Raw genomic sequence first — 24,703 nt, 5'->3', positions numbered from 1 at the left:
CTCGCGCGTCTTATGTCAAAGTGCCCCAGCAGCATGGGGGCTGCAAAAAACGAGCTCAGGGAGTTGCACATATCATGGAATCCGATCCGATTCTCACGCCGGGCCAGAGCGCCAGCGAGGCCGAACGCACGACGCTGCTGGTCGCCTACGTCCTGCAGGTCATTTCACCGTTCACCGCGTTCCTGGCGTCGGTCATCAGCGTCGTCATCAGCTACATCAAGGCCGCCGAGACACAGAACGAATACATTCGCAGCCATCATCGCTACCTGATCCGCACCTTCTGGTGGACGCTGATTCTGGGCTTCATCTTCGGTCTGCTGTGCTGGATCGTGATCGGCATTCCGTTGCTGATCGGCCTCGGCATTTGGTGGATCTACCGCATGGTGCGTGGCTTCATCGCCTACAGCGAACGCCGCAGCATGCCGCTTTGATCGCACGCACCGCCGCCGTTCCCCGATTCGCGGAAACGGCGGCGGCGCGACGCGTCTAGGACGTCGCGTCCTCCGGCCACAACCAGGCCGCACCCCGCACGCCGCTGGCGTCGCCATATTGCGCGGCGACCAGGCGCGTCGCGATCTCATCCGAGAACACCCACGGCGCCCATAGGGCCGGCACATTCCGGTACAGGCGCCGCAGGTTCGACAAGCCGCCGCCGAGCACGATGACCTGTGGATCGAGCAGATTGATGACGTGCGCGAGCGCCCGCGCCAAGCGCTGCTCGTAACGATCCAGCGTGGCGCGCGCTGCCGCGTCGCCGTCTTCGGCGGCGAACACGATCTGCTCCCCGCGCCAGTTGCCGCCGTGCAAGCGCATGTGATCGGCGGCCAGGCCGGTGCCGGACAACCAGGTCTCGATGCAACCGCGCCGCCCGCAATAACACGCCGGGCCCGGCAGTTCGCCGGGTTGCGGCCACGGCAGCGGGTTGTGCCCCCACTCGCCTGCGATCGCATTGGCACCATCGAGCAGTTGTCCGCGCACGACGATGCCGCCGCCGACGCCGGTGCCGAGAATCACGCCGAACACCGTCGAAGCACCGGCAGCCACGCCATCCATCGCTTCGGACAGCACCATGCAGTCGGCATCATTGGCGATGCGGACGCGCGGCCCGAGCTTCGCCTGCAGATCGGCGAGCAGCGGCCGGCCATTCAGACAGGTCGAGCTGCAGTTCTTCATCAAGCCAGTGCGCACACTGGGCGCGCCCGGCGTGCCGACGCCGACCGGCAGCGGCCCGCCGCCGGCTGCCGCTTCGAGACGGTGCACCAGGCCGGCGACCGCCTCGATCGTGGCGTCGTAGTCGCCGGCCGGTGTGGCGATGCGCTGGCGCGCGACGATGCGCGAGTGCTCGCCCATCACCACACCTTCGATCTTGGTACCGCCGAGGTCGATCCCGATCCGCATGCGCGGATGGTCGGTGAAGTCGTACGTCTTTTCCAGCACCGAGATGGTGGCCTGCGCCGTACGCAGGATGTGCGCCGCGCGTCGACTGGCCCATAATCGGACAGTTTCCGGTCCGTCCGGAGGCGGTGCCTGCAGCCTCGCGGGCGCCATCACATATGGAGCGCCGATCACGGCGCCGAGGGGGAGATGCCATGCCGAACATCCGGCACATCCGGGCCATGGGCCCATTCCTGCTGGCCTGCCTGTTTGCGGCGCTGATCACGGCCTGCGGCAGCAGTTCGCCCGACAAGAGCTCCAGCGGAGGCGGTAGCGGCGGCGCCGACGCGCCGACGATCAAGGTCGTGTCGAACCGCCCCGATCTGATCAGCGGCGGCGACGTCCTGCTCGACGTCGTGCCGGCGACGGCCGGCGTCACCGTGACGATGCAGCTCAACGGCAGCGACGTCAGCAGCGCCTTCACGGCGATGGACGACGGCACGTTGCGCGGCCTGGTCAGCGGCCTGACGGTCGGCGACAACACCTTCACCGCGACGGCCGGCGGCGACAGCGCCAGCGTCACGCTGGTCGACCATCCGAACGGCGGCCCGGTGATCGCCGGCCCGCAGCTGCAGCCGTGGACCTGTCAGGAGGGCGCAACCGATGCACAGTGCAATCAGCCGGCGACCTACGCTTATTACTACCTGTCGTCGAATCCGCTGAAGACCGGTTTCCAGAGCTACGACCCGGACAATCCAGCCAGCGATGTCGCCGACACCACGACCGACCAGGGCGTGACGGTACCGTTCATCGTGCGCGTCGAAACCGGCTACCAGGATCGCGATCAATACCAGATCGCCGTGCTCTACCAGCCCGGCACGGGCTGGAGCGCCGTGACGCCGCAGACGCAGTTCAATCACAAACTGCTGATCACGCACGGCGCCAGCTGCGGCGTGTCGTATCAGACCGGCACCGCGCCGAGCGTGCTCAGCTATCAGCCGGCCAACGTGCTCGGTCTGGCCGGCGTCGACGTCTCGTCGCTGCCGACCGAGCTGATCGCCGACAGCGCGCAGTACGCGCTCGGCGCCGGCTTCGCGGTGATGTCGACCGCGCTCGACAACAGTGGTCACAACTGCAACGTCGCACTGCAGGCCGAATCGCTGATCATGGCCAAGGAGCATCTGATCGAGCAGTACGGCACGCTGCGCTACACGATCGGCACCGGCTGCTCCGGCGGCTCGCTGGCATTGCAGTGGATCGCCAACGCCTACCCCGGCATCTACCAGGGGCTGTTGCCGACCTGCTCGTTCCCCGACGCCTGGAGCACGGCGACGCAGTTCGCCGACTACCACCTGCTGCTCGCGTACTTCGGCAATCGCAGCGAATGGGGCAGCGGCATCACCTGGGCCGAGCCCAAACGCGCCAAGGTGATGGGCCGCGTCAGCCTCACGCTCAACGCCACGGTCAGCGAGTCGGCGCAGTTCCACGTCGCCGTGCCGACCGACCCCTGCACCGGCATCAGCGACGCGCAGCGCTACGATCCGACCACCAACCCGGGCGGCACGCGCTGCACGATCACCGACGCCGTCATCAATCTGCTCGGGCCGCGGCCGTCTGAACTGTGGACGACGATGGAGACCACCGCCGGCCACGGTTTTGCCGGCTTTCCGGTCGACAACGTCGGCGTGCAATACGGCCTCGCTGCGCTACAGAATGGCAACATCAGCGCGGCGCAGTTCCTCGATCTGAACGAGAAGATCGGCGGCCTCGACGTCGACACCAACCTGACGACGACGCGCACCGCCGCCGTCGAGCCGGCGCTGGCCAATGCCTATCGCACCGGCCTGATCAACGAGGCCAACAACCTCGACCAGGCTGCGATCATTGACTGCCGTGGTCCGGACCCGGGCCTGTTCCACGATTCGTACCGCGCGTTTGCGATGCGCGCGCGCCTCGACCGCGCGCACGGCACGCATGCCAACCAGCTGATCTGGGAAGGCTCGCTGCTGATCGTCGGCGACGCCGACTGCAACCAGAACAGCCTGATCGCGATGGATGCCTGGCTGTCGGCCGTCGAGCAGGACAGCAACAGCCTGACGCTGGCGCAGAAGATCATCGCCGACAAACCGGCCGACCTCAGTGACGAATGCTGGAGTGGCGCCGGCCAGAAACTCAGCGACCAGCTCTGCGGCGAACTGGTCGTGCCGGTGTTCGGCACACCGCGCACCGTGGCTGGCGACGCGATCAGCACCGACACCAACAAATGCCAACTCAAGCCGCTGAATCGCGACGACGACTACGGCGCGGCCGGCTTCACCGACGATCAGTGGGCACAGATGGAAGCGCTGTTCCCGGACGGCGTCTGCGACTACAGCCTGCCCGGCGTCAGCCAGCAGGACACCATCGCCTGGCTGCACTACGCCGACAGCAGCGGCACCGTCATCTACGGCGGCACGCCGCTGGCGGCTGCAGCCGCCAACAGCGGCACCGGCTGGACCAGCGCGGCATTCAGCGGCTTCACGTGGTGAACCGACGGGGGCGCCGCGTACCGGCGCCCCCTTTTTGACCGATCGCGCTGCGGCACGCCGCTCAGTAGCCGCCCGCCAGCCCGTCCTTGCGCGGGTCCGAGCCACCGATCAGCACGCCACGCGCGTGGTCGATGTAGATCGCCTGGCCGCCGCCGATCGGCATCTTGGCCGGGCGCACGACATAGCCCTTGGCAGCCAACGCTTCGCGCACCCTCTGCGGCACCGTCTCCTCGACTTCGAGCACGCCGCGAAAACAGAAGTGCCGCGGCAGTTCCAGCGCCTGCTGCGGATCGAGGCCGAGATCGAGCAGCGCGCTGAGGAACTGTACCTGGCCGGTCGCCTGGTAGTGCCCGCCCATGACGCCGAACGGCATCACCGGCCGACCGTCGCGCATCGCCATGCCGGGAATGATGGTATGCATTGGCCGCTTCAACGGCGCCAGCGCATTCGGATGCCCCGGCTCGCGCGAGAAGCTCGCGCCGCGGTTATGCAGCAGCAGCCCGGAACGCGCGTCGTAGATCGCGCTGCCGAAGTCGGTAAAGATCGAATTGATGAACGACACGGCATTGCCGTCGCGATCGACGCAGGACAGGTAAACCGTATCCTTGTGCGGCGTCTCGTCGAGCAGCGCCGGCGTCAATGCGTGTTCCGATGCCAGCAGCGGCCGCAGCTCGTCGGCGTATTCGGCGGACAGCAATCGCTGCAGAGGAATCTGCGTGAAGTCCGGATCCGCCGCCCAGCGCGTGCGCTCGCGATAGGCGAGCACGCTGACCTGCGCCAGCAGATGCGCATACGCAACCGGATCGCGCCAGACCTGCGGCATGTCCAGCGCCGACAGCAGGTTGAGCATGATCAGCACCGCCATGCCCTGTCCGTTCGGCGGACACTCGAGAATGTCGTGGTCGCGATAACGCGTACGGATCGGCTCCACCGCCTGACCGCGATGACGTGCGAAGTCCTCTGCCGTGTGCGTGCCGCCGAGCGCGCGCAGCGTCGCGACGATGCCGTCGGCGATCGCGCCTTCATAGAACGCGCGGCGACCATCGGCCGCGATCGCGCGCAGCGTCGCCGCCAGCGCCGGCTGCACCACGCGATCGCCCGGGCGCACGGCGCGGTCGTACATCGGCGCGGCCGTCGGGCTGCGCGCGAGCCGCTCGCGCTCCATCTGCCAGTCCCAGGCGACGCGTGGCTGGACGAGATAACCCTGCTCGGCAAGCGCGGTCGCCGGCGCCAGTAGCCGATCCAACGGCAAGCGGCAGTGGTCGGTGTGTAGCTGCAGCAGCGCATCGACGGCGCCCGGCACGGTCACCGCGTGGGCGCTGTCGAAGCCGATCTCGCCGATCGCCTCGGGGTCGAGCGCCGCCGGCGTGCGGCCGGAACCGTTGTAGGCCGATACCGTGCCGTCGGCGCGGGCATGAATGTAGAAACTGTCGCCGCCGAAACCGGCGTTCTGCGGCTCGGCAACAGCCAGCACCGCAGCCGCGGCGACCGCGGCGTCGGCCGCCGAGCCGCCGGCGCGCAGCACCTCGAGTCCAGCCGTCGTCGCCTCCGGCAGCGAGGTCGCGACCACGCCGTTCTCGCAGTAGATGGCCGAGCGGGTCGGCTGCTGAAAATTGCGCATCGGCGCGTAACCTCCGGTAAACGAGGCCCGCACTTTAATCAGTGCAGCCCGCAGCCGTCGGCGATCGGCGCCGGTACCGGCGAATTCGGTGGAATCCACCAAGTGCACCGTTGACGCTCGCACATCCCGGCGCAGCGCCGGCGGCCGTCGCTCACGACGCCGCGAACGGCGGCAAGGGGGCTGTGACGCGGCGGCCATGCGCAGCATTAAAATGGGGCATAGCAACGCACGCCCGGAGGCACGTCAGCTCAGCCTCTCGTTCGCCCCTGATCGGTTTTCGAGCGCGCGCGGCGAAGCGGTAACGAAGGCACCTGCGCCGAGACCAGGATGCGAATGGCGTCACGCGCAGCTTCCAGCTTGGGCTTTCGTCCGGCAATTTGATCGCTGTACATGCAGGACTCGACGATCCGGACAAGAATGTAGGCGAGATCGTCGATATCGAGCATCAGCCGTACCCGGTTGACCTCGACATGCTCGCACACCACTTTGCGAACCTCGGCAATGATGCGTGATTGCACCGGGCTGTCCTTGGACATCAACACCCGCAGCGCATACTCCGGATCCTGATCGAGGAAGCGACGAAACGGCTCGAATGCCAAGACCTCGGACATGACGCGGTAACTCACATCGGCCGCGTAATCAGCCAGCGATCCGCGCGAGTCGCGAGTCGCGCGCGCCCAGACGTTCGACAGCAATACCCACAGTACTTCGCCCACCAACAGTTCGCGGCTACCGATCCAGCGAAAGAGCGTCGCGCGGCCCACGCCGAGTTCCGTCGCCAGTGCGGCCACTTCGATGCGCTCGCCAGCCAGCCATTTTTGCAGCGCCAAGTCGATCGCATCCTCACGCACAGGCCGTTCCCGGCGTCGCGTCCCCGCTCCCCGCTTTGACGCTGTCGACAGCAAATCGACGGATTTCAAAAGCATGCCCTCAGACCGAATCCGCAGCATTGTCCGCAACGGTGATGCGCCGGACGCCCGGCACAGCTCATGTTGATCACGCCCGCGAATGATAGCGGGCTCGCTTGAGCCTCCCGTAAATATGAGTCATATTAAAAAAACGACTCATAAAACATCAGGGGGGAGACTGTTCTATGTCCGGCAAGCTCGTGCAAGGAGTTGCGGCCGCGTTGTGCGCCTTGGGGCTTGCCGCATGCGGCACGAGTGCCGATCCCAACGCATCGGCCGGCAACACAACCGCTATCCCCATGCCGTCGCTGCCCGTCTCGCACAACGGCCGCTGGCTGACCGATGGCGACGGTCGAGTCGTCATCTTTCACGGCATCAATGTGGCGATGAAGGAAGCGCCTTACACCCCGCAAGCGCAGGGATTCACCGAAGAAGACGCGGCCATGCTGGCGCGCGAGGGTTTCAGTACGGTGCGTGTCTGGGTGTTCTGGAATGCCATTGAGCCCATGCCCGGCGTGTGGGATGACAGCTCGCTCGCCGCCTTGCGCGAATTCGTCGGCTGGCTGCGGCACTACGGAATTACGACCACCATCAATTTTGCGCAGGTGCTCTGGGGAGAAAAATTCGGGGGCCTCGGCTTTCCGGACTGGGCCGCGCAGACCGACGGCCTGCCAAGCACGCCACCACTCGCCGACGGCGTGACGGGCCTGGTCCTCCAGGGGCTGTTGAATCCAGCACTGAATCGGGCCTGGAGCCACTTTTGGGCGAATGACCCGTATCCGGACAACGTCGGCCTGCAGGATCACTTCGCGCAAGCATGGGCTCATGTCGCTCAGTATTTTCGCGATGTCCCGGGAATCGTCGGGTACGACATTGTCAACGAGCCATCGCCAGGCGCACAGGGACTCACCTGCCTGAATCCCGCTGGGTGCCCGCTGTTCGACTTGAACACGCTCACGCCGTTCAACGAGCGCGTTGTCGGCGCAATACGTGGCGTCGATCCGGACCATATGATCTGGTATGAACCACAGGTGCTGGCCGCCGCCGGGTTTGCAACCTATGTCGGCGCCGGCGACGACCCGAAGCTCGCCCTGACCTTCCACTACTACCCGCAGACCGGAAGTCTCGGACTGGGAACGGCAACCGACACCGCCATTTCACTGTTCGAAGCAGATGCGAGCGCACACAACGACGCCTTGCTGCTGTCCGAATTCGGCGCCTCTGACGACTTGCCGACGATTGCAACACTGCTCGACGCCGCTGACCAAGCGCGACTGGGTTGGTTGTACTGGGCCTGGTACTCGACCGAGCCGACCGGCAACGCTCAAACACCGACAACGGAAGTCGATCATCCGGAAGAAGGCATCATCATCGACCCCATGCAGGCGCCGGTAGAGGACAACCTCAAGAGCGACAAGTTGGCTGTACTCGGCCGGCCCTACCCATTTCTGGTCGCAGGGACTCCGCAATCCTGGAGCTTCGACACCAGCAGCCGAACCTTCTCACTGAGCTACAGCACGGTTCCAGTGGCGGGTGGCGCTCCCATTACGTCACCCACCGTCATCATCATTCCGCAACGCTTGTACCCGCAAGGCTCATATCAGGTCAGCGTTACCGGGGCTCAGGTCACCTCCGCCGCTGGCGCGCCGGCACTGACGCTGCAGACTGAACAGGCAGCATCCACAGTGACGGTGACCGTCGCCCCACAGTAAAGCCAGTGAGGACACGAACCACCTGAAGCGCCTTTGCCGGCGCCAATACTGGACCTGCCGACACCAGACGCCGACAATCCTGCGCCGCGCGCCACTACGCTCAAGCAGCACCATGTCCGCAGAACCCGAACCGCAGGTCCGTCGTTGCACCGAGATCGGGGTGGCGCCGCTGCGTGCGCTGCTCGAACCCTTGGGGCTGCACATCGAGACGGTCGCTGACGGCGAGAGCATTCCCGGCAGCTACTGGGGCGAGACCGAGGCCGGCTTGATCGGCGATGTGCTGTATCTGCGCGCCGACACGCCGGTGCATTCGGCCCTGCACGAGGCCTGCCACTGGCTCTGCGCCGACGACGCGCGCCGCGCCGCGATGCATACCAATGCGGGCGGTGAAGATGTCGAGGAGCATGCGGTCTGCTATCTCGAGTGCCTGCTTGCCGAACGTCTCGCCGGCTACTCCCGTAGCGAGTGTTTCACCGACATGGACGCCTGGGGCTACCACTTCATCCTCGGCTCGGCGCAGGCCTGGTTCGAGCGCGATGCCGACGATGCCCTCGCCTGGCTCGAACGGCGCAGGCCACCCGGCTACTGAGCGCAACGCAGCGCATGGCAGGAGTCGGGCGCCCCGCTTGCGGGCGGCGTCAGCGTCGGTTCATCGCAATGCGCCAGCCTAGACCTTCCCGCATGCCGGTCGAGGGCGCATGGACGCAGCCACGAACGCGACGGCGGCCTTCAAGCTGCTGACGCTGAATACACACAAGGGTTTCAATTCGTTCAATCGGCGCTTCGTGCTGCACGAGCTGCGTGAAGCGGTGCGCGCCGAATCAGCGGATGTGGTGTTTCTGCAGGAAGTGCTCGGCAGCCACGAGGCGCATGCCGTGCGCTATCCGCAATGGCCGCAGAAATCGCAGTACGAATTTCTCGCCGACTCGGTCTGGCAGGACTTCGCGTATGGCCGCAACGCGGTCTACACCGAAGGTCATCACGGCAATGCACTGCTGTCGAAGTTCCCGATCGTGCGCTACGAGAACCATGACATCTCGATTGGCACGCACGAGGAGCGTGGCCTGCTGCACTGCGTGCTGCGCGTACCGCACAGCGAGATCGACGTGCACACGGTTTGCGTGCATCTGGGCCTGCGCGAAACGCATCGGCGCCAGCAGGTGCAGCACCTCTGCCGGCTGATCTCGCAGGACATTCCGGCCAACGCGCCGTTGTTCGTCGCCGGTGATTTCAACGACTGGTGGCTGCTCGCCAACCGACGCCTGCAACGCTGCGGCCTGCGCGAGGCCTTCGTGCAACACCGTGGGCGGCTGGCGCGCTCATTCCCGGTGCGCTGGCCGCTGTTCAAGCTCGATCGCATCTACTATCGCAATGCCCGCATCTCGCGACCGCGCGTGCTGTCGGCACGCCCGTGGTCGCGCCTGTCAGACCATGCCGCACTGACCGCCGAGGTCCAGCTATGAGCCGTACGCATTGGCACGAAGGCAACCGCGTCGCGCTGCTCGAAAACGGCGAGGAATTCTATCCGCGCGTGTTCGAGATGATGGCGCAGGCACAGCGTGAAATCCTGCTCGAGACCTTCATCTTCTTCGACGACCCTGCCGGGCAACCCTTGCGCGACGCCGTCCTCGAAGCCGCCGGCCGCGGCGTCCAGATCCAGATGACGGTGGACGGCTGGGGCTCGGAAACGCTGACGCAGGATTTCCTGCAGCCGATGATCGACGCCGGCGTGCGCATCCACATCTACGATCCGGTCAAGCGCATCTTTGGTCATCGCACGCATATCTTCCGCCGCCTGCACCGCAAGCTGATCGTCATCGATCAGCGCATCGCCTGGTGCGGCGGCATCAACTTTTCACACGACCATCTGCGCAGCTACGGGCCGCATTCGAAGCAGGACTACGCGCTCGAGCTCGAAGGGCCAGCCGTCGCCGACATCTATCGCGAAATGCTGCGCATGTTGCCCAGCGACGAACCGCCGCGCCGCCGCCCCTGGGGCTGGCTGCGACGCCGTGCGCGTCAGCAACAACAAGCCGCCATGGTGCCGACCACACGCGTCGGCGATGCGCTGGTCGCGTTCGTCATTCGCGACAACGGCCGCCATCGCGCCGACATCGAGCGGATTTACCGCGTCGGCATTCGCGCGGCCAAACATCGCATCGTCATCGCCAATGCCTACTTCTTCCCCGGCTATCGCCTGCTGCGTGATTTGCGCCGCGCCGCGCGCCGCGGCGTCGACGTGCGGCTGATCCTGCAGGGCAATCCCGACATGCAATGGGTGCAGTGGGCCGCCAATACCCTGCACGATTACCTGTTACGCGCCGGCGTGCACATCTACGAATACTGCGAGCGGCCGATGCACGCCAAGGTCGCGATCATCGATGACGACTGGTCCACGGTCGGGTCCAGCAACCTCGACCCGCTGAGCCTGTTCCTCAATCTCGAGGCGAATCTCGTCGTACACGATCGCGGCCTGGTGCGCGACATCGACGCCAGCCTGACGCGGCTGATGGACCGACACTGCCGCGAGATCGGTCCCGAGGAAGCGACGCGACGCACGATGATTCGCCAGTTGATGAGCTATCTCGCCTATCACATCAGCCGCCGCCTGCCGTCGCTGGCCGGTTGGCTGCCAGCGCACGCTCCGAAGCACGCGACCCTCCCCTCGGTTGAGGCTGACACGCCGCCCTGATCCGCAGTTCTACGGCGCGCCGCCTGACAGAACGGTCATGCGATGCGTCCGGCGCGCCGGCACAATGGTCGCGGACTGGAAACCGTGATGCGCCGCACGAATTCATTGCGATTGTTGCTGCTGACCCTGGGCCTCGTGCTCGGGCAGTGGCTGGCGCTCGCCCATGATTTCGAACATCCGGCACTGCAGGCCGACACGACCTGCCAGATCTGCGCGCACGCCCAAGGGCTGAGCGGCGGCGCGCTCGCACCCGGCCTGCACCTGCCCGCCGTGTTCGCGGTCGGTGAAACACCGACCACCACGACCGCCGTCCTCTTCGATCTTGCGCCGCGCGGCCAGCTCCGCATCCGCGGCCCACCGGCAACGACCGTCAGCACCATCTGATCGTCCGGGTGCGCCACCGCGCGCCCGTCTTTGTCGTTGTCTTCGAGGAATCCCCATGCCCGCCTTGTTTGCGGATGTGCGCCGCGCGCGCACCCCTTTGCCTTTTGCTCCGAGCGGCGCTGCGGCGCTGTCCCTGAAACCGCTGATGCTGGCCGCCATGGCCTTTCCGGCACTCGCCTTCGCGGACGCCGACGTGCGTGATCGCGATGAAAATGCGCCGGCCGAAATCGTCGTCACCGCCAGCCCGCTCGGCCGCACGTCCGACGAGTTGGTACAGCCGGTTGACGTCCTCAGCGGCGCCGATCTGGATCGCGCGCGGCGCGGCACGCTGGGCGAAACGCTAGAGGGCCAGCCCGGCGTGTCGACCACCGACTTCGGCGCCGGCGCCGGACGCCCGGTGATTCGCGGCCTGGCCGGCCCGCGTGTCGAAATGCTGGAAAACGGCCTGTCGGTGATGGACGTTTCCGACCTGTCGCCCGACCACAATGTCACCATCGCGCCGGCCCAGGCGCGGCAAATCGAAATCCTCAAGGGTCCGGCGACACTGCTGTACGGCAACAGCGCGTCGGGCGGCGTCGTCAACGTCGACAACGGCCGCCTGCCGACGGCGGTCGCCGACGGCCTGCACGGTGCGCTCGATACGTCGTATGGCAGCAACGGCGACGCCGGCTCGGTCAGCGGCGAGCTGAACTACGGAACCGGTGGCCACATGCTGCACGCCGACTACGGCTTTCGCGAAGCCGAGGACTACGACATCCCGGGCTACGCCGGCGTCGACCACAGCGGCAGCCACGATACGCTCGACAACAGCCAGCTACGCGCACAGTCAGGCGCGCTGTCCTACGCCTATGTTGACGGCAACGGCGACGTCTTCGGATTCTCCGGCAACCGCTTTGTCACCAACTATGGGCTGCCGGTCGAAGAAACCGCGTTCATTTCGCTGCACCAGACGCGCCTCGACACGCAGATCATCCTCAACAAGCCGATCGAAGGCTTGGAGTCGATCAAGTTTCGCGCCGGCTCTTCGCTGTACGACCATACCGAGTTCGAGGCCAAGGGCGAACCCGGCACCGTCTTCCACAACCAGCAGTATCAGGGCCGGCTCGAAGCCGTGCACGTACCGGTCGCCGGCTTTCGCGGCGTCGTCGGCGTGCAATTCAACTGGCGCGACTTCAGCGCGCTCGGCGAGGAAGCCTATGTGCCACCGGTCTACAGCCGTCAGGCCGGCCTGTTCTTCATGGAAGAAAAGCCCTACAGCCTCGGCAAACTGGAATTCGGCGCGCGCATCGAGCGCGACACCAACACCCCGGCCGGCGGCTACCCGGACCGCAACTACACGCCGTTCTCGGCATCGCTCGGCTCGATCTTCAACGTCGGCGACACCTCGCACCTGAAGCTCTACGCGACGCACGCCGAACGCTCGCCGGTCCCCGAGGAGCTGTACGCGTTCGGCCCGCACGGCGCCACCGCCACCTTTGAACGCGGGTCGGTCGACGCCAAGACAGAAGACTCGAACAACGTCGAGGTCGGGTTCGACCATCACGGCGACGGCTGGACCTTCAACGGTAGCGTCTACTACAACGACATCCGCCACTATCTGTACCTGTCGGAGGTCGACGAAGGCCTCAACGCCGACGGCAGCGGCACGCCCAGCAGCGACGGCGTTGCCGACCGCGTCGACGAAGAAGGCGAGTTCGATCCGGATGGCAATCTGGTGCTCGCCGACTACCGCCAGGCCAACGCCAGACTCTACGGCTTCGAAGCGGCGTTGAACGTCATGCTGATCCGCAACGGGCCGTTCAAGCTTAACTCCAAGCTGTTCGGCGACTATGTGCGCGCCAAACTCAGCGGCGGCGAGAACCTGCCGCGCATACCGCCGCTGCGCGTCGGCCTGGCGTTCGACGGCAGCTACGGTCGCGCCGAAGGCGGCCTCCGCTACACCTTCGTCGACCACCAGAACGACAACGCGCCGCTGGAAACGAAGACGTCGGGCTACCGGCTGCTCGACGCCGACCTCAGCTACAAGCTGTACGTCGGCGCCGACGGCGAGCACAGCGCGTCGGTCTATCTGCGCGGCAGCAACCTGCTGAACGACGACATCCGCCGCTCGACCTCGTTCGTCAAGGACAGCGTGCCGGCGCCGGGTCGCTCGGTCTACGTCGGGTTCAGAATGTCGTTGTAAGCCGTACGACGCCGATACCCGCCGCCACGTCCGCGGCGGGTACCGGTTCTTTTACGCCGACAGCGCGTTGCGCACCGACGCCGAAGTGATCGGCAGATCGCGCAGACGGGCACCGACGGCCGCGAAGATGGCATTGCCGATCGCCGGCGCGACGATCGTCGTGCCCGGCTCGCCGAGCCCGACCGGCACCTGCTGGCTGTCGACGAAATGGATGTCCAGCACCGGCACGTCGGCGATGCGCAGCGGTGTGTAGGTATCGAGATTGACGTCGCGCACCAGGCCATTCGCGAAAGCCGTGCCCTCATGCAAAGCCATGCTCAGGCCCCAGAGCACCGCGCCTTGAGTCTGTGCCAACGCACCGTCCGGATCGACGATCGTTCCGGCATCGACCACCACTGTCAGTTTCTCGACCGTCACTGCGCCGCTCTTGCGATCGACGTGCACGCGCGCCACGCACGCGCCCCAGGTCGGCATGTCGCGCTCCTGGCCGAAGCTGGTCGCGATGCCGAGCCCCGTATCCTTCGGCAGCGGCGAGCCCCAGCCGGCGCGCTGCGCGGCGCGGCGCACGACCTCGGCCTGACGCAAGGCGCCACCGACGGCGTTCGGCGCACTGCCGGCATTGCGGCCCTTGCCGTCGAGCAGCTTGAGGCGGAACGCCACCGGATCCTGCTTGAGGTGCAGAGCGGCCTCGTCCATGAAGCTTTCGAGCGCCCAGTTGGTCCAGCCGGGACCGACCGAGCGCAACCAACCGGGACGAAAGCCGGTGTTGGCGAGTTCGTTCGGGATCGCCCGCACCAGCTGGCGGCCGACGTCATACCAATGGTCGGCGCCGGAAATCGCAAACGGGTCGTAACGGCCGTCGAGCCCCTTGGCCAGCAGCGGGCTGGCCATCACCTTGGTCGGCCAGCCGGCGCAGGCGTGATGCTCCATCGCCTGCACCTCGCCCTTGGCGTCGAACGCCATGCGCACGCGCTGCACCGACGGCGAGCGCACGGAATCAAAGCGCGCATCGTCCTCGCGCGTCAGCACCAGTTTGACCGGCTTGCCGAGTGCCTTCGCAGCCAGCACTGCCGGCACCGCGTAGTCGCCGTTGAGCCGGCGACCGAAGCCGCCGCCGAGCAGATAGGTGCGCATGACGATGGCGCTCTCGGGCCGCCCGAGCGCCTTGGCCAGCGTCGGCAGGACCAGCGACTGCCACTGATTGCCGGTGTGAACCTCCATCACGCCGTCTTTCTCGAACGCCAGGGCATTGAGCGGTTCGAGCTGAAAGTGCAGCACGGTGGCGGTCGTATAGACCTGGTCGAGTGTGCTGGCCGCCGCATCGAACGCCGACGCGGTTTCGTCGCTGCCGACATCAAGGCGAACGCCGCCATCGCTGCGATCGACGAGTCCGCGCGCATGTTCCTGCAACTGCTGTTCGCTGAGATCGGCCGCCTCACCGGCCTGCCACTCGATCTTGAGCAGATCGGCGGCGCGCATCGCAGCCGGATAGCTCTGCGCGATCGCCAACACCCAGCCGGGCACGGTCTGCGACGGATCGTCGATGACGAGGCTGCGGATATAGCCCTTGACCTTGCGCGCGGCACTGTCGTCGACCGACACGACCTTGGAGCCGTTGCGCGTCGGCGGCAACCGGGGCCGCGCATAGACCATGCCCGGCACCTTGGCATCGATGCCGTAGAGGCCGGTACCATCGACCTTGCGCGCGATATCAAGCGCATCGGCCGGCTGCCCGATCAGGCGGCGCTCGGCAACCGGCTTGATCGGCAGCTTGTCGAGTTCGTCGGCACTGAAGCTGCGCAGTGCGCCGCCGCGACGCACGATCTCGCCATAGGACAGCGAGCGTCCGCCGGCGATCACGTGCCCGCTGCGCGCCGTGCAATGCGCTGGCGCCACCCCCATCAGCTTGGCGCCGGCCTCGATCAGCGCGATGCGGCCGGCGGCGCCGGCGCGGCTGAACACCGGGAAGGTCTGCCACACCGACCAGCTGCCGCCGGTGACCATCAGGCCCCATTTGGGATCGGTGTCGACGTGAATGATGCGGACCTGGCTCCAGTCGGCTTCCAGCTCGTCGGCCAGGATGCGCGCCAGGGCCGTACCGACGTGCTGACCCATTTCCGCGCGAATGATGTTGACGCGAATGACGCCGTCGGCGTCGATCGAGAACCACAGATCCGGCGACAGCTCCGGTGCCGTCGCCGGCATCGGCGTGTTGCCGGGCATGGCCGGGTTCATCGCCGCATCGGCCAGGCGCGGGAAGCCGAACGCCAGCGCGCTGCCGGCCATCGTCACCAGGAAGCGACGTCGCGACAGCGGATGGCCGGCTTCGGCCAGCGCGCGCACGCGGCTCATGCCTGCGCTCCATGATCGGCAGCCGCCATCGCGGCAGCGGCTTTCTTGATCGCCTCGCGGATGCGCACATAAGTCATGCAACGGCACAAGCTGCCGGTCATGACCGCGTCGATATCAGCATCCGTGGGATTCGGAAAATCCTTGAGCAAGGCGACGGTCTGCATGATCTGCCCGGACTGGCAATAGCCGCACTGCGGCACCTGCAACTCGCGCCAGGCCCGCTGCACCGGATGGTCGGCGTGCGGATCGAGACCTTCGATGGTGGTGATGTCGGCACCGCTCACAGCAGCAAGCGGCGTGATGCAAGAACGCGTCGCACGGCCACCGACATGTACGGTGCAGGCGCCGCACATGCCGATGCCGCAACCGAACTTGGTACCGGTCAAGCCGACGTCGTCGCGGATGACCCACAGCAGCGGCGTCTCGCCATCCGCTTCACTGGTCACCGCGCGTCCGTTGATGGTGAAGTTGGTCATCGGAATCAATCCTGCTGCTGCGCGGTGGCCCGCACCTGCGCCACCTTTTTCTCGAGATCGGGCCACGCGGCCTGGTCGGTCCGCGTCGCACGCAGATATGCAGCGATCTGCGCCACATCGGCATCGGAGAAGCCGCGGCCGAACGCCGGCATCACCACACCCGGCGCACCGTCGGGCGCGTCGATGCCAAACAGAATCACCTGAATCAGGTTGGTCGGATCGTCGAGATGCACCGCACTGGTCAACGACAGCTCGGGGCGTAGCGGCTGGACCTGCTCGCCGCTGTTGTAATGACAGGACGCGCAGGCTGTGGCGTACAAACGCGCCGCCGGATCGGCCGTCGGTCCACTGCCGATCGCGCTGAGCTGCAGGGCCTTGGCCAGGATCGCCGGGGTATCACCCGAGCGCGTCGCCGCACCGTCGAGATCGGCGAAATAGGTCGCGATCGCGCGGACGTCGTCTGCCGGCAGCTTCGACAAACCGCGCGTCACCGCCGCCATCGGCCCCGCCACGGTACCGTGATAGCGTGTCACGCCGGTCGAAAGATACGCGACGAGTGCATCCGTATCCCAGGCCACGGGCGACGGATTCGAGCCGTTGAGCGGCGGTGCAATCCAGTGATCGATGGCGGCACCGGCGTAGGCCTGATCGTGCCGCTCGGCACCGAGCGCGTTGCGCGGCGTATGACAGGCACCGCAGTGACTGACCCCTTCGGCCAGATAGGCGCCGCGATTCCACTGCGCAGAGCGCTCGGCCTGCGGCTGGTAGCGCCCCGGATGGAAAAACAACAGCTTCCAGCCGGCCTGCAGCAGGCGGATATTGAGCGGGAACGGGATCGTATTGCGCGGCGCCTCGGCATGCACCGGCTTGCGCGTCATGAAGTACGCATAAAGCGCGGCGACGTCGTCGTCGCTGAGCTTGCTGAAATGGTCGTACGGAAAGGCCGGGAACAGGTGCGAGCCGTCGCGCGCCACGCCCTCGTGCATCGCACGGCGAAACGCGGGCTCGGACCAGCTGCCGATGCCGGTGTCGACGTCGGGCGTGATGTTGGTCGAGTAGATCGTGCCGAACTGCGTGTCCATCGCGTAGCCGCCGGCATAGGGCTCGCCGCCCTTCGCGGTATGGCAGGTTTCGCAGTAGCCGGCGCTGGCCAGCTGCGCGCCGCGCGCGATCTGCTCGGCGGAAAACGAGGATGCCGGCGCGGGCTGGATCGGAGCGATCGCAGGTCGCCACGCATAGATGCCGAATGCGAACGCGCAAACGACGACCACCCCTAGCACCACCAATAGCCGCTTCAGCACTGGGCCTCCCCGGAGTCGGTTTCCGACAGGTGGCGATCATAGACCTCGACGCGCGGATGTTCCAAGCAGCAGCTCAGCGCCGCAGTTCGTTGGCGTGCGACAGGATCTCGCGACGGCTGATGACGCCGAGCATGTGGCGCTGCCGGAGATCGTCGACCACCGGCAGCCATTCGATCGGATGCTGCGTCAGCACGTCCCAGGCCTGCGCCAGCGTGCGGTCGGCCGGCAGCACGAGAAAGTCCGCCTCGACGTAATCGCGCACTGGCGATGAAGACGCAGCCGGTGTGCGATACAGCACGTCGTAAACGCGATGCAGCGACAGCGCACCGACGAATCGCCCTTGAGCATCGATCACATGCAGATAGCGCCGCCGACCGCGGCGAAAATTTTCGAGCGCGTCACTCAGCGTGTCGTCGGGCGTCAAGGTCTGCGTCGGCGGCCGGACCAGCGCCGCCAGCGGCGTACCCTCGTATTCGCGGATTTCCGACAATTTCAGGCGTCGCCGATCGAGTACCGAATACAGTGACGACGGCACCGGCAGCAGGCTCGACACCGCGTACGCGACGACGCTGCCACACATCAGCGGCAAGAGCAGTGTTGCGTCCATCGTCATCTCGAACACCATCAGGATCGCCATCAGCGGTGCGCGGCTGACGGCGGCCATGAACGCCCCCATCCCAACCAAGGCCAGCAGCGCCGTATCGGCGTGCCCGCTCAACGGCAGGAATTGCGCCGCACCGGCGATGACACTGCCGAGCGCCGCACCGATGAACAACGACGGCGTGAAAATACCGCCGACCGCGCCGGAGCCGACGATCAACAGCGTCGCCGTGATTTTCGCGACCAGTACCCAGGCCACCGGCACCGACATCGACGCGTCGTGCAGGATCGACAGGATCGGCGCATAGCCGTTGCCGCAGACTTCCGGCACGACAATCGTGATCGCGCCCATCAGCAGCCCACCGAACGCCATGCGCAGCGGCAATGGCCACGGCAGCGCCGCAAAGAGACGCCGGGATCGCGCCAGCAGCATCAGGAACGGCGGCCCGAGCAGCCCCGCCATGATGCCGATCGGCAGCAGCAGCATCAGATCGAGTCCGTCGAAGACCGGCGCGCGCTGCACCAGCGCAAATGGCGCGCCGCCGTTGCCGAGCGCATGCATCGTGAATGTCGCCGCCGCCGCCGATGCGAACAACGGAATCAGGCCCTCGACGGTGATCGAGCCGAGTACCACTTCAGCAACGAACATCGCGCCGGCCAACGGCGTGTGATAGACCGAGGCCAGGCCGGCGGCGGCGCCACAGGCGGTGCACAGACGCAGCGTGGTCAGATCGGCCCAGCGTCTGCCGGTCAACGACCCGGACAGCGCCGCGAGTTGCACCATCGCGCCCTCGCGGCCGATCGAACCGCCGGTGACGATCGACGACAGCGACGACAACGAGCGCAGGATCGAACTGCGCAACGGAATGCGGCCGTCGCCCTCGGCCACCGCATCCATGTAGTCGTTGTTGCCCGACTCGACCGGTAGTCGCCGATCCCACCACAGCAGCAGGCCGGCGACCAGCGCGCCAAGGGCCGGCAACAGCAGCCGCCATTCGACGGGCAACTGCGCGAAGTGCACGGTGATATCGGCCTGCGAACCGAGCAGCGTGGTGTCGAGAAAGTCGATCGACATCCGGAACAGATTCGTCACCAGCGCCGCCAGCACGCCAATCGGAATCGCCAGCAGCGCCGCCGGCAGCACCGCGTCACGTCGCCACCAGCGCAGCGAGCGTTTGCGCAGCGAACAGGTCCAGGGCTGACTCAAAACAGAGGGTCTCGTGGCGCCGGGAAAGAGACGTCAATTCTACGATGCAACAGCAATACGATGCCGCAGCAAAGATGAAGAATAAATTCCGCCTGCAAATTCGCAACACCAACCGACGCTATCGTAGGCTCCGATAACGAGCCGCATGAGTTGCAGGACAACATGGCCCGCCGAGCACGAAACAGAAGATTCAACGATGGACGTCACAGGGTTCAATCGATATAGCCTGCACGCCCCGCGCGGCCACATCAAAACGCCGCGGCGCATCTACACCGACGTCCTCGACTTGCAAGCCGGTGACCAACCTGCCCCCGAGGTTGTGGCTATTAGCTCTAACTCACCGGCCGCGACATTATGCATGTGGTGGAAAATTCCCCAAAGGCGCGGCGTGTCTGGGCATTGAGTAGATCGACCACATTGCATTTTCGTGTTTCGACCAGGGCGACATCAGGCGATGCTTGGATCTTGCAAGCGTTTCCTATCGCGAAGAACTAGTATCGGAAACACAGCATGCACAGTTGTTCCTCGCAGCCCCGCCGGCAAAGGCATCGAGATCCACCACATGTCTCCAAAAACCGAGTTCTCTAGCAAAGTCCTCGTCAGCATCTGCGTGAGCCTAAAGAAAGACATCGATGATGTGAGATCGTTAGGCAGTGGCTGGGAAAACTGGCTGCAGATCGAAATCGCCAGGGCCCTAGAAAAAGCCGGCACGGCAACTGCGCTCGAAAAAAAATACCTCTCATCGACTTACGACCGAGAGCGCTACGCCGACCTCGAGGTGCAGCACAAAAACAAGCGCTACTACGTGGAGTTAAAGGCCGAGCGGATGTCGCATGTGGGACGAGCCTTCGAACGCGAGTGCCAAAGCACACTGGAGATCATTGGCGGTGCGGCGCTAGCTGGGTCCGGCGAAAGTAAATCCGTCAACATCTGGGCACTATTCGTTGCACGCTCCCCAGAACGTATAGCCAACATCAAAAGCAGTGCCTCTTCGTGCCCGAACATCGTACTTATAGAAGAAGGCCCAAATGAAAATCCGTGGATCGCCATCTTCGCCCACTCGCTCACCGCGCTCGGCTAAGGCATCGGGCTGGCCTGGAGGTGCGCGAGCGTAGCTAGCCACGGCAGCGCAGGCTGCCATCGCACAACAACGACACCAGAAGGAGCACGCCCGGGACGACAGACAAAAAAAACCGGGACATGCCCGGTCTTTTCACTGCCTCTGCGTTCATGCCTTGGACTTGGCCTGGTTGGCCACCGCTTCGGCAGCCTTCTTCGCCGCCTCCGGATCGCCGAGGTAGCGGAACGACTGCACGGTCAGGTCGTCGCCGAGTTCGAACAACAGCGGGATGCCGGTCGGAATGTTGATCTCCAGAATCTCGTCCTGTGAGACCTTGTTGAGATACTTGTAGAGCGCGCGCAGCGAGTTGCCGTGCGCGGTGACGAGCACGGTCTTGCCGGCCTTGAGATCCGGCGCGATGGCGTCGTGCCAATACGGCAGCACGCGTTCCAGCGTCGTCGCCAGCGATTCGGTGGCCGGCAGCGCCTGCTCGTCCAGCGCCGCGTAGCGACGGTCGAACTTCGGATGGCCCGGATCGTCGGACGCCATGTCCGGCGGCGGGATGTCGTAGCTGCGGCGCCAGATCTTGACCTGCGCCTCGCCGTGCTTGGCCGCGGTCTCGGCCTTGTCGAGACCCTGCAGCGCACCGTAATGGCGCTCGTTGAGGCGCCAGCTCTTGTAGACCGGCACCCACATCTGGTCCATCTCGTCGAGCGCGGTGAAGTTGGTGCGAATCGCACGCTTGAGCACCGACGTGTACGCGACGTCGAACTGCAGGCCTTCATCGCGCATCAGTTTGCCCGCCGCCACCGCTTCCTTGCGACCCACGTCGGTGATGTCGACGTCGACCCAGCCGGTGAAGCGGTTTTCGAGATTCCACTGGCTCTGGCCGTGGCGCAGCAGGACAAGTTTGCGGGTCACTGGGTTCTCCGGTTGGCGGCGATGCCGCGAGATGACATGGCAGCTACCGGTGGGCGGTATCGGCGACCGGCCGGCTCCGTGGCTGCATCCGTACGGGGCGCCGCGCGCAGGCCACGCTCCGTCAATTCCTTATTTTACCGCCGATCGGCCGTGGCGCCCGCGACCGCGCCATCACTCGAAGTAACGGTCCTTGAGTCGCACGTAATGCGCAGCCGAATAGCGGAAATGTTCGAGTTCGCTGACGGTCAGTTCGCGCGCCGGCTGCGCCGGCGAGCCGCGGTACAGCCAGCCGCGCTGCAGTCGCTTGCCCGGCGGCACCATGCTGCCGGCGGCGATCAACACCTCGTCTTCGACGACCACACGGTCCATGACGATCGCGCCCATGCCGATCAGGCAGCGGTCGCCGATCGTGCAGGCATGCAGGATCGCGCCGTGGCCGACGGTCACGTCGTCGCCGATCAGCAGCGGCACGCCGCCCGGCGAATACGGGCCGTCGTGGGTCACGTGCAGCACTGCGTTGTCCTGCACGTTGCTGCGGGCGCCGACGACGATACGGTTGACGTCGCCACGCAGCGCCGCGAACGGCCAGACCGACACGTCGTCGCCGAGCGTCACGTCGCCGATCACCGCCGACTGCTCGTCGACATAGACCCGCGCGCCGAGGCGCGGGGCGGTCCCGGCGTAGCGGCGAATCATCAGTGGACGGGCGTCGGCGGCGTGTCGGCGATCGAATCGGTGAAGACCTGGCCGCCGCTCGGCTGATCCTGCTGCAGCGGCTTGGCCTTGAAGCCGCTGGCCGGCTGCGACGGCTGGCCATTGGACTTGCGATGAATGAAGTCGACCACCTGCTGCAGCACGTCGGTGCGCTTGCGCAGCACCGAGGCGAACGAGTTGAGGATCAGGTCGTGCGACATCTTCGGATAGATCAGCGTCTCGACCGGGCCGCCGGCCTTGGTCACCGACTGCGCCAGATCCTTGGTGTTGGAAATCGGCACGACCTTGTCGTCCTCGCCATGCACGAGGAACAGCGGCGGGTTCTGGCCGTCGACGAAAAAGATCGGCTGCGTGTTCGGCTGCGGCTCGCCCGGACCGAACAGGTCGCGCAGCGTCGGGTCGGTGATCGGCAGGAAGCTGTAGGCGCCGGCCAGGCCGATCATGCCGCGCAGCCAGCCACGCGGCGTGCCGCCGACGGCCTTCAGGTATTCCGGATCGAGCGCCAGCATCGCGGCGATATGGCCGCCGGCCGAATGCCCCATGACGAACAGTTTGTTGGGACTACCGCCAAAGTTCTTGGCGTTGTCGCGTGCCCACTTCACGGCATTGGCGCCGTCCTGGACGAAGGCCGGGAAGCGCACCTGCGGATAAAGCCGGTAGTTCGGAATCACCGCGACAATGCCGTTGGCGGCCAGCGCCTGGCCGACGAACTTGTACATTGTCTTGTCGCCGTGCTGCCAGAAGCCGCCGAAGAAGAACACCACGACCGGCGCGTTCTGGACGTTATTCGGACTGTAGACGTCCAGGTTCAGGTCGTGTTGACGGTCATACGGCACATCGGCCGTCAGCGTGTAGCCCTTGTCCGTCGTCATATCGTTCAGCATGGACTGCGAGGTGCAGCCGCCAAACGCCAAAAGGACCGCCATCAGGGCGGCAACCCGCACGAAAAGTCGCGACATGGTACGCATCGGTTTTACGTTGAGGCCGATATGGTAGCGCGCACAGCTGAATTGCCGCATGCTCTGGGTCTGCACTTCCGGGGGGGAATCATGCTGACGTCGTTCATCTGGCTCGCGGCTGCGCTGGCGCTGCTCGCGTACGCGATCATCATCTACAACGGCCTGGTGAATCTGAAACACGCGATCGGCAAGGCGTGGAGCAATATCGATGTACTGCTCAAACAGCGCCATGACGAGCTGCCGAAGCTGGTCGAGACCTGCCGTCAGCACATGCAGTTCGAGCGCAGTGCCCTGGAGCAGGTGATGGCGGCGCGCGCCGGCTCGCAGCAGGCCCGCGAGGCCGGGGACATCCGCGCCGTCGGCCAGGCCGAAAGCCGCCTGCGTGGCGGACTCGGCTCGATCATCGCCACCGTCGAGGCTTATCCGGAACTCAAGGCCGACCATTCGATCCAGCAGTTGCTGGGCCGCATCACCGGGCTCGAGAACGCGATCGCCGACCGCCGCGAGTTCTACAACGAGACCGTCAATCTAAATAATGTGCGCATCGAGCAGTTTCCCGATGTGCTGATCGCGCGGCTGTTCACGTTCCGTGCCGCCGAACTGCTGCAGTTCAGCGCCGACGAGACGCGTGACGTCGACCTGCACGCGCTGTTCAGCCGCTGATCGCGGCGCCTCCAGCTTCCACGTCGTTCCCCACATGCTCGCGACGCTCGGCGCGGCGATCGTCGAAAGCAAGCCCAATGCCTTCTGGCTGTGCATCGCCGCGCTGGCGGCGCTGGCGGTCGGCAGTTTCGTGTTCGGCTTTCGACGCCTGCAGCGCGCCCGCCTGCTCGAAGACACACCGCCGTCGCGCATCCGCTCCGCCGCACAGGGCTACGTCGAGCTGCGCGGCTTCGCGCGGCTGCTGCCCGGCCCGCCGATCGTCTCGCCGCTGACCGGCACGCGCTGCGTGTGGTGGAAGTTCCGCGTCGAGCAACGCCGCGATTACCACGACGGCAGCCGCCAACGCCGCGAATGGCAGCTGCTGCGCGCCGGCTGCTCCGAAGAGCTGTTCACGCTGGCCGACGACAGCGGCGAATGCATCGTCGACCCTTACGGCGCCGAAGTGCTGCCGAGTCAGAGTCGCGCCTGGTCCGGGCACACGCCATTTCCCGGCCCGGCACCGCGCCGGCGCTCCTGGTTCAGCGTCGGTGGCGGCCAGTACCGCTATCGCGAGCTGCTGGTTTGCGTCGGCGATCCGCTGTACGCGCACGGCCGTTTCCAGAGCCAGTCCGCCGTCACCGACACCAACGTCGCGCGTGACGTGCGTGAGCTGCTGGCCGACTGGAAGCGCGATCACCGCGAGCTGCTGCGTCGCTTCGACACCGACGGCGACGGCCAGATCAGCCTCGTCGAGTGGGAGGCGGCACGTGCAGCGGCACTCGCCGAAGTCCGCAACGCGCAGCTGGAGCGCAGCCTGCAGCCTGACCTGCACGTGCTGCGCCGTCCCGGCGACGGCCGTCGCTTTCTGATTTCGACGCTGTCGCAGGAGCAGCTGGCGCGGCGCCTGCGCCGCAGCGCCGCATTGCTGGTCTCGGCCTCGCTGCCGATCGCCATCGCCACCGCCTGGTTGTTGATCCGTCGCTTCGGCAGCAGCTGAGCGCGGCGTCGCATCGCGCGAAAATAGCGAGAAAATTCAATCTTCTGAGTGTGCGGTCCTCGAAATGGGCGGG

The 24,703-nt window shown here is 65.9% G+C and carries 21 protein-coding genes; 11 read left to right on the top strand and 10 right to left on the bottom strand.

The window, feature by feature from the left end:
- Positions 1 to 74: 74 nt before the first annotated feature.
- Positions 75 to 431 (top strand): DUF4870 family protein, encoded by a 357-nt coding sequence (locus tag G7Y82_RS11210; RefSeq protein WP_168148206.1) that lies wholly within the window; start codon positions 75 to 77, stop codon positions 429 to 431.
- 55 nt (positions 432 to 486) lie between these two features.
- Here the strand turns inward: G7Y82_RS11210 and G7Y82_RS11205 are convergent, their stop codons facing one another.
- A complete protein-coding gene (locus tag G7Y82_RS11205; RefSeq protein ID WP_168148299.1) occupies positions 487 to 1,398 on the bottom strand; it encodes an ROK family protein in 912 nt (303 codons plus the stop codon).
- A 191-nt stretch (positions 1,399 to 1,589) separates the two neighbouring features.
- Here G7Y82_RS11205 and G7Y82_RS11200 point away from each other — a divergent pair, with 191 nt between their 5' ends.
- Positions 1,590 to 3,902: a DUF6351 family protein gene (locus G7Y82_RS11200; RefSeq protein ID WP_206370574.1), complete on the top strand. Its 2,313-nt coding sequence runs from the start codon at positions 1,590 to 1,592 to the stop codon at positions 3,900 to 3,902.
- A 61-nt stretch (positions 3,903 to 3,963) separates the two neighbouring features.
- Here the strand turns inward: G7Y82_RS11200 and G7Y82_RS11195 are convergent, their stop codons facing one another.
- Both G7Y82_RS11195 and G7Y82_RS11190 read right to left on the bottom strand, forming a co-directional pair.
- A complete protein-coding gene (locus G7Y82_RS11195; protein ID WP_168148205.1) occupies positions 3,964 to 5,523 on the bottom strand; it encodes a gamma-glutamyltransferase family protein in 1,560 nt (519 codons plus the stop codon).
- 248 nt (positions 5,524 to 5,771) lie between these two features.
- Positions 5,772 to 6,353, bottom strand: coding sequence for a QsdR family transcriptional regulator (locus tag G7Y82_RS11190; protein WP_168148204.1), 582 nt, complete (start codon positions 6,351 to 6,353; stop codon positions 5,772 to 5,774).
- A 263-nt stretch (positions 6,354 to 6,616) separates the two neighbouring features.
- Here G7Y82_RS11190 and G7Y82_RS11185 point away from each other — a divergent pair, with 263 nt between their 5' ends.
- From G7Y82_RS11185 to G7Y82_RS11160, 6 genes are all read left to right on the top strand, one after another.
- Complete coding sequence (locus G7Y82_RS11185) at positions 6,617 to 8,143, top strand: cellulase family glycosylhydrolase (RefSeq protein WP_168148203.1); 1,527 nt, start codon at positions 6,617 to 6,619, stop codon at positions 8,141 to 8,143.
- 112 nt (positions 8,144 to 8,255) lie between these two features.
- Positions 8,256 to 8,732, top strand: coding sequence for a hypothetical protein (locus tag G7Y82_RS11180; protein ID WP_168148202.1), 477 nt, complete (start codon positions 8,256 to 8,258; stop codon positions 8,730 to 8,732).
- Positions 8,733 to 8,841: 109 nt separating this feature from the next.
- A complete protein-coding gene (locus G7Y82_RS11175; RefSeq protein ID WP_168148200.1) occupies positions 8,842 to 9,606 on the top strand; it encodes an endonuclease/exonuclease/phosphatase family protein in 765 nt (254 codons plus the stop codon).
- Positions 9,603 to 10,835, top strand: a complete 1,233-nt coding sequence (gene clsB / locus G7Y82_RS11170; RefSeq protein ID WP_168148198.1) for a cardiolipin synthase ClsB — start codon at positions 9,603 to 9,605, stop codon at positions 10,833 to 10,835. The genes G7Y82_RS11175 and clsB overlap by 4 nt, the downstream gene beginning before the upstream one ends.
- Positions 10,836 to 10,922: 87 nt before the next feature.
- Positions 10,923 to 11,219, top strand: coding sequence for a hypothetical protein (locus G7Y82_RS11165; protein ID WP_168148196.1), 297 nt, complete (start codon positions 10,923 to 10,925; stop codon positions 11,217 to 11,219).
- A 55-nt stretch (positions 11,220 to 11,274) separates the two neighbouring features.
- Positions 11,275 to 13,401 carry a TonB-dependent receptor gene (locus G7Y82_RS11160; protein ID WP_168148194.1) on the top strand — a complete coding sequence of 709 codons (2,127 nt, stop codon included), beginning with the start codon at positions 11,275 to 11,277 and terminating at the stop codon, positions 13,399 to 13,401.
- 51 nt (positions 13,402 to 13,452) lie between these two features.
- Here G7Y82_RS11160 and G7Y82_RS11155 read toward each other — a convergent pair whose 3' ends face one another.
- The 4 genes from G7Y82_RS11155 to G7Y82_RS11140 form a co-directional block, all read right to left on the bottom strand.
- Positions 13,453 to 15,753 (bottom strand): xanthine dehydrogenase family protein molybdopterin-binding subunit, encoded by a 2,301-nt coding sequence (locus G7Y82_RS11155; RefSeq protein ID WP_168148192.1) that lies wholly within the window; start codon positions 15,751 to 15,753, stop codon positions 13,453 to 13,455.
- Positions 15,750 to 16,229, bottom strand: coding sequence for a (2Fe-2S)-binding protein (locus tag G7Y82_RS11150; protein WP_168148191.1), 480 nt, complete (start codon positions 16,227 to 16,229; stop codon positions 15,750 to 15,752). The genes G7Y82_RS11155 and G7Y82_RS11150 overlap by 4 nt, the downstream gene beginning before the upstream one ends.
- Before the next feature lie 5 nt (positions 16,230 to 16,234).
- A complete protein-coding gene (locus G7Y82_RS11145) occupies positions 16,235 to 17,530 on the bottom strand; it encodes a c-type cytochrome (protein WP_168148189.1) in 1,296 nt (431 codons plus the stop codon).
- A 73-nt stretch (positions 17,531 to 17,603) separates the two neighbouring features.
- Positions 17,604 to 19,337, bottom strand: coding sequence for a ClcB-like voltage-gated chloride channel protein (locus tag G7Y82_RS11140; RefSeq protein WP_206370572.1), 1,734 nt, complete (start codon positions 19,335 to 19,337; stop codon positions 17,604 to 17,606).
- 562 nt (positions 19,338 to 19,899) lie between these two features.
- On the opposite strand from G7Y82_RS11140, the gene G7Y82_RS11135 reads away from it, so the two are divergent.
- On the top strand, positions 19,900 to 20,418 hold the full coding sequence (locus tag G7Y82_RS11135) for a hypothetical protein (protein WP_168148187.1): 519 nt from the start codon (positions 19,900 to 19,902) through the stop codon (positions 20,416 to 20,418).
- A 147-nt stretch (positions 20,419 to 20,565) separates the two neighbouring features.
- Here the strand turns inward: G7Y82_RS11135 and gpmA are convergent, their stop codons facing one another.
- The 3 genes from gpmA to G7Y82_RS11120 all read right to left on the bottom strand — a co-directional run bounded on the left by gpmA (position 20,566) and on the right by G7Y82_RS11120 (position 22,991).
- A complete protein-coding gene (gene gpmA, locus G7Y82_RS11130) occupies positions 20,566 to 21,318 on the bottom strand; it encodes a 2,3-diphosphoglycerate-dependent phosphoglycerate mutase (protein WP_168148186.1) in 753 nt (250 codons plus the stop codon).
- A 171-nt stretch (positions 21,319 to 21,489) separates the two neighbouring features.
- Positions 21,490 to 22,014, bottom strand: coding sequence for a gamma carbonic anhydrase family protein (locus tag G7Y82_RS11125; RefSeq protein ID WP_168148184.1), 525 nt, complete (start codon positions 22,012 to 22,014; stop codon positions 21,490 to 21,492).
- Complete coding sequence (locus G7Y82_RS11120; RefSeq protein ID WP_168148183.1) at positions 22,014 to 22,991, bottom strand: alpha/beta hydrolase; 978 nt, start codon at positions 22,989 to 22,991, stop codon at positions 22,014 to 22,016. The genes G7Y82_RS11125 and G7Y82_RS11120 overlap by 1 nt, the downstream gene beginning before the upstream one ends.
- Before the next feature lie 87 nt (positions 22,992 to 23,078).
- Between G7Y82_RS11120 and G7Y82_RS11115 the strand changes: the two genes are divergently transcribed.
- Positions 23,079 to 23,654, top strand: coding sequence for a LemA family protein (locus G7Y82_RS11115; protein WP_436286671.1), 576 nt, complete (start codon positions 23,079 to 23,081; stop codon positions 23,652 to 23,654).
- A 34-nt stretch (positions 23,655 to 23,688) separates the two neighbouring features.
- Positions 23,689 to 24,630, top strand: coding sequence for a GIDE domain-containing protein (locus G7Y82_RS11110; RefSeq protein WP_168148181.1), 942 nt, complete (start codon positions 23,689 to 23,691; stop codon positions 24,628 to 24,630).
- Positions 24,631 to 24,703 lie beyond the last annotated feature (73 nt).

It is taken from the genome of Solimonas marina (assembly GCF_012241385.1).
GTDB lineage: Bacteria > Pseudomonadota > Gammaproteobacteria > Nevskiales > Nevskiaceae > Solimonas > Solimonas marina.
This window is presented reverse-complemented; position numbering and strand designations above follow the sequence as displayed.

Bases quoted from the DNA above. Each gene is read 5' to 3' on its own strand.
- G7Y82_RS11210 (WP_168148206.1), top strand. From the start codon at position 75: ATGGAATCCGATCCGATTCTCACGCCGGGCCAGAGCGCCAGCGAGGCC.
- G7Y82_RS11205 (WP_168148299.1), bottom strand. From the start codon at position 1,398: ATGCGGATCGGGATCGACCTCGGCGGTACCAAGATCGAAGGTGTGGTG.
- G7Y82_RS11200 (WP_206370574.1), top strand. From the start codon at position 1,590: ATGCCGAACATCCGGCACATCCGGGCCATGGGCCCATTCCTGCTGGCC.
- G7Y82_RS11195 (WP_168148205.1), bottom strand. From the start codon at position 5,523: ATGCGCAATTTTCAGCAGCCGACCCGCTCGGCCATCTACTGCGAGAAC.
- G7Y82_RS11185 (WP_168148203.1), top strand. From the start codon at position 6,617: ATGTCCGGCAAGCTCGTGCAAGGAGTTGCGGCCGCGTTGTGCGCCTTG.
- G7Y82_RS11180 (WP_168148202.1), top strand. From the start codon at position 8,256: ATGTCCGCAGAACCCGAACCGCAGGTCCGTCGTTGCACCGAGATCGGG.
- G7Y82_RS11175 (WP_168148200.1), top strand. From the start codon at position 8,842: ATGGACGCAGCCACGAACGCGACGGCGGCCTTCAAGCTGCTGACGCTG.
- clsB (WP_168148198.1), top strand. From the start codon at position 9,603: ATGAGCCGTACGCATTGGCACGAAGGCAACCGCGTCGCGCTGCTCGAA.
- G7Y82_RS11165 (WP_168148196.1), top strand. From the start codon at position 10,923: ATGCGCCGCACGAATTCATTGCGATTGTTGCTGCTGACCCTGGGCCTC.
- G7Y82_RS11160 (WP_168148194.1), top strand. From the start codon at position 11,275: ATGCCCGCCTTGTTTGCGGATGTGCGCCGCGCGCGCACCCCTTTGCCT.
- G7Y82_RS11155 (WP_168148192.1), bottom strand. From the start codon at position 15,753: ATGAGCCGCGTGCGCGCGCTGGCCGAAGCCGGCCATCCGCTGTCGCGA.
- G7Y82_RS11150 (WP_168148191.1), bottom strand. From the start codon at position 16,229: ATGACCAACTTCACCATCAACGGACGCGCGGTGACCAGTGAAGCGGAT.
- G7Y82_RS11135 (WP_168148187.1), top strand. From the start codon at position 19,900: ATGTCTCCAAAAACCGAGTTCTCTAGCAAAGTCCTCGTCAGCATCTGC.
- G7Y82_RS11125 (WP_168148184.1), bottom strand. From the start codon at position 22,014: ATGATTCGCCGCTACGCCGGGACCGCCCCGCGCCTCGGCGCGCGGGTC.
- G7Y82_RS11120 (WP_168148183.1), bottom strand. From the start codon at position 22,991: ATGTCGCGACTTTTCGTGCGGGTTGCCGCCCTGATGGCGGTCCTTTTG.
- G7Y82_RS11110 (WP_168148181.1), top strand. From the start codon at position 23,689: ATGCTCGCGACGCTCGGCGCGGCGATCGTCGAAAGCAAGCCCAATGCC.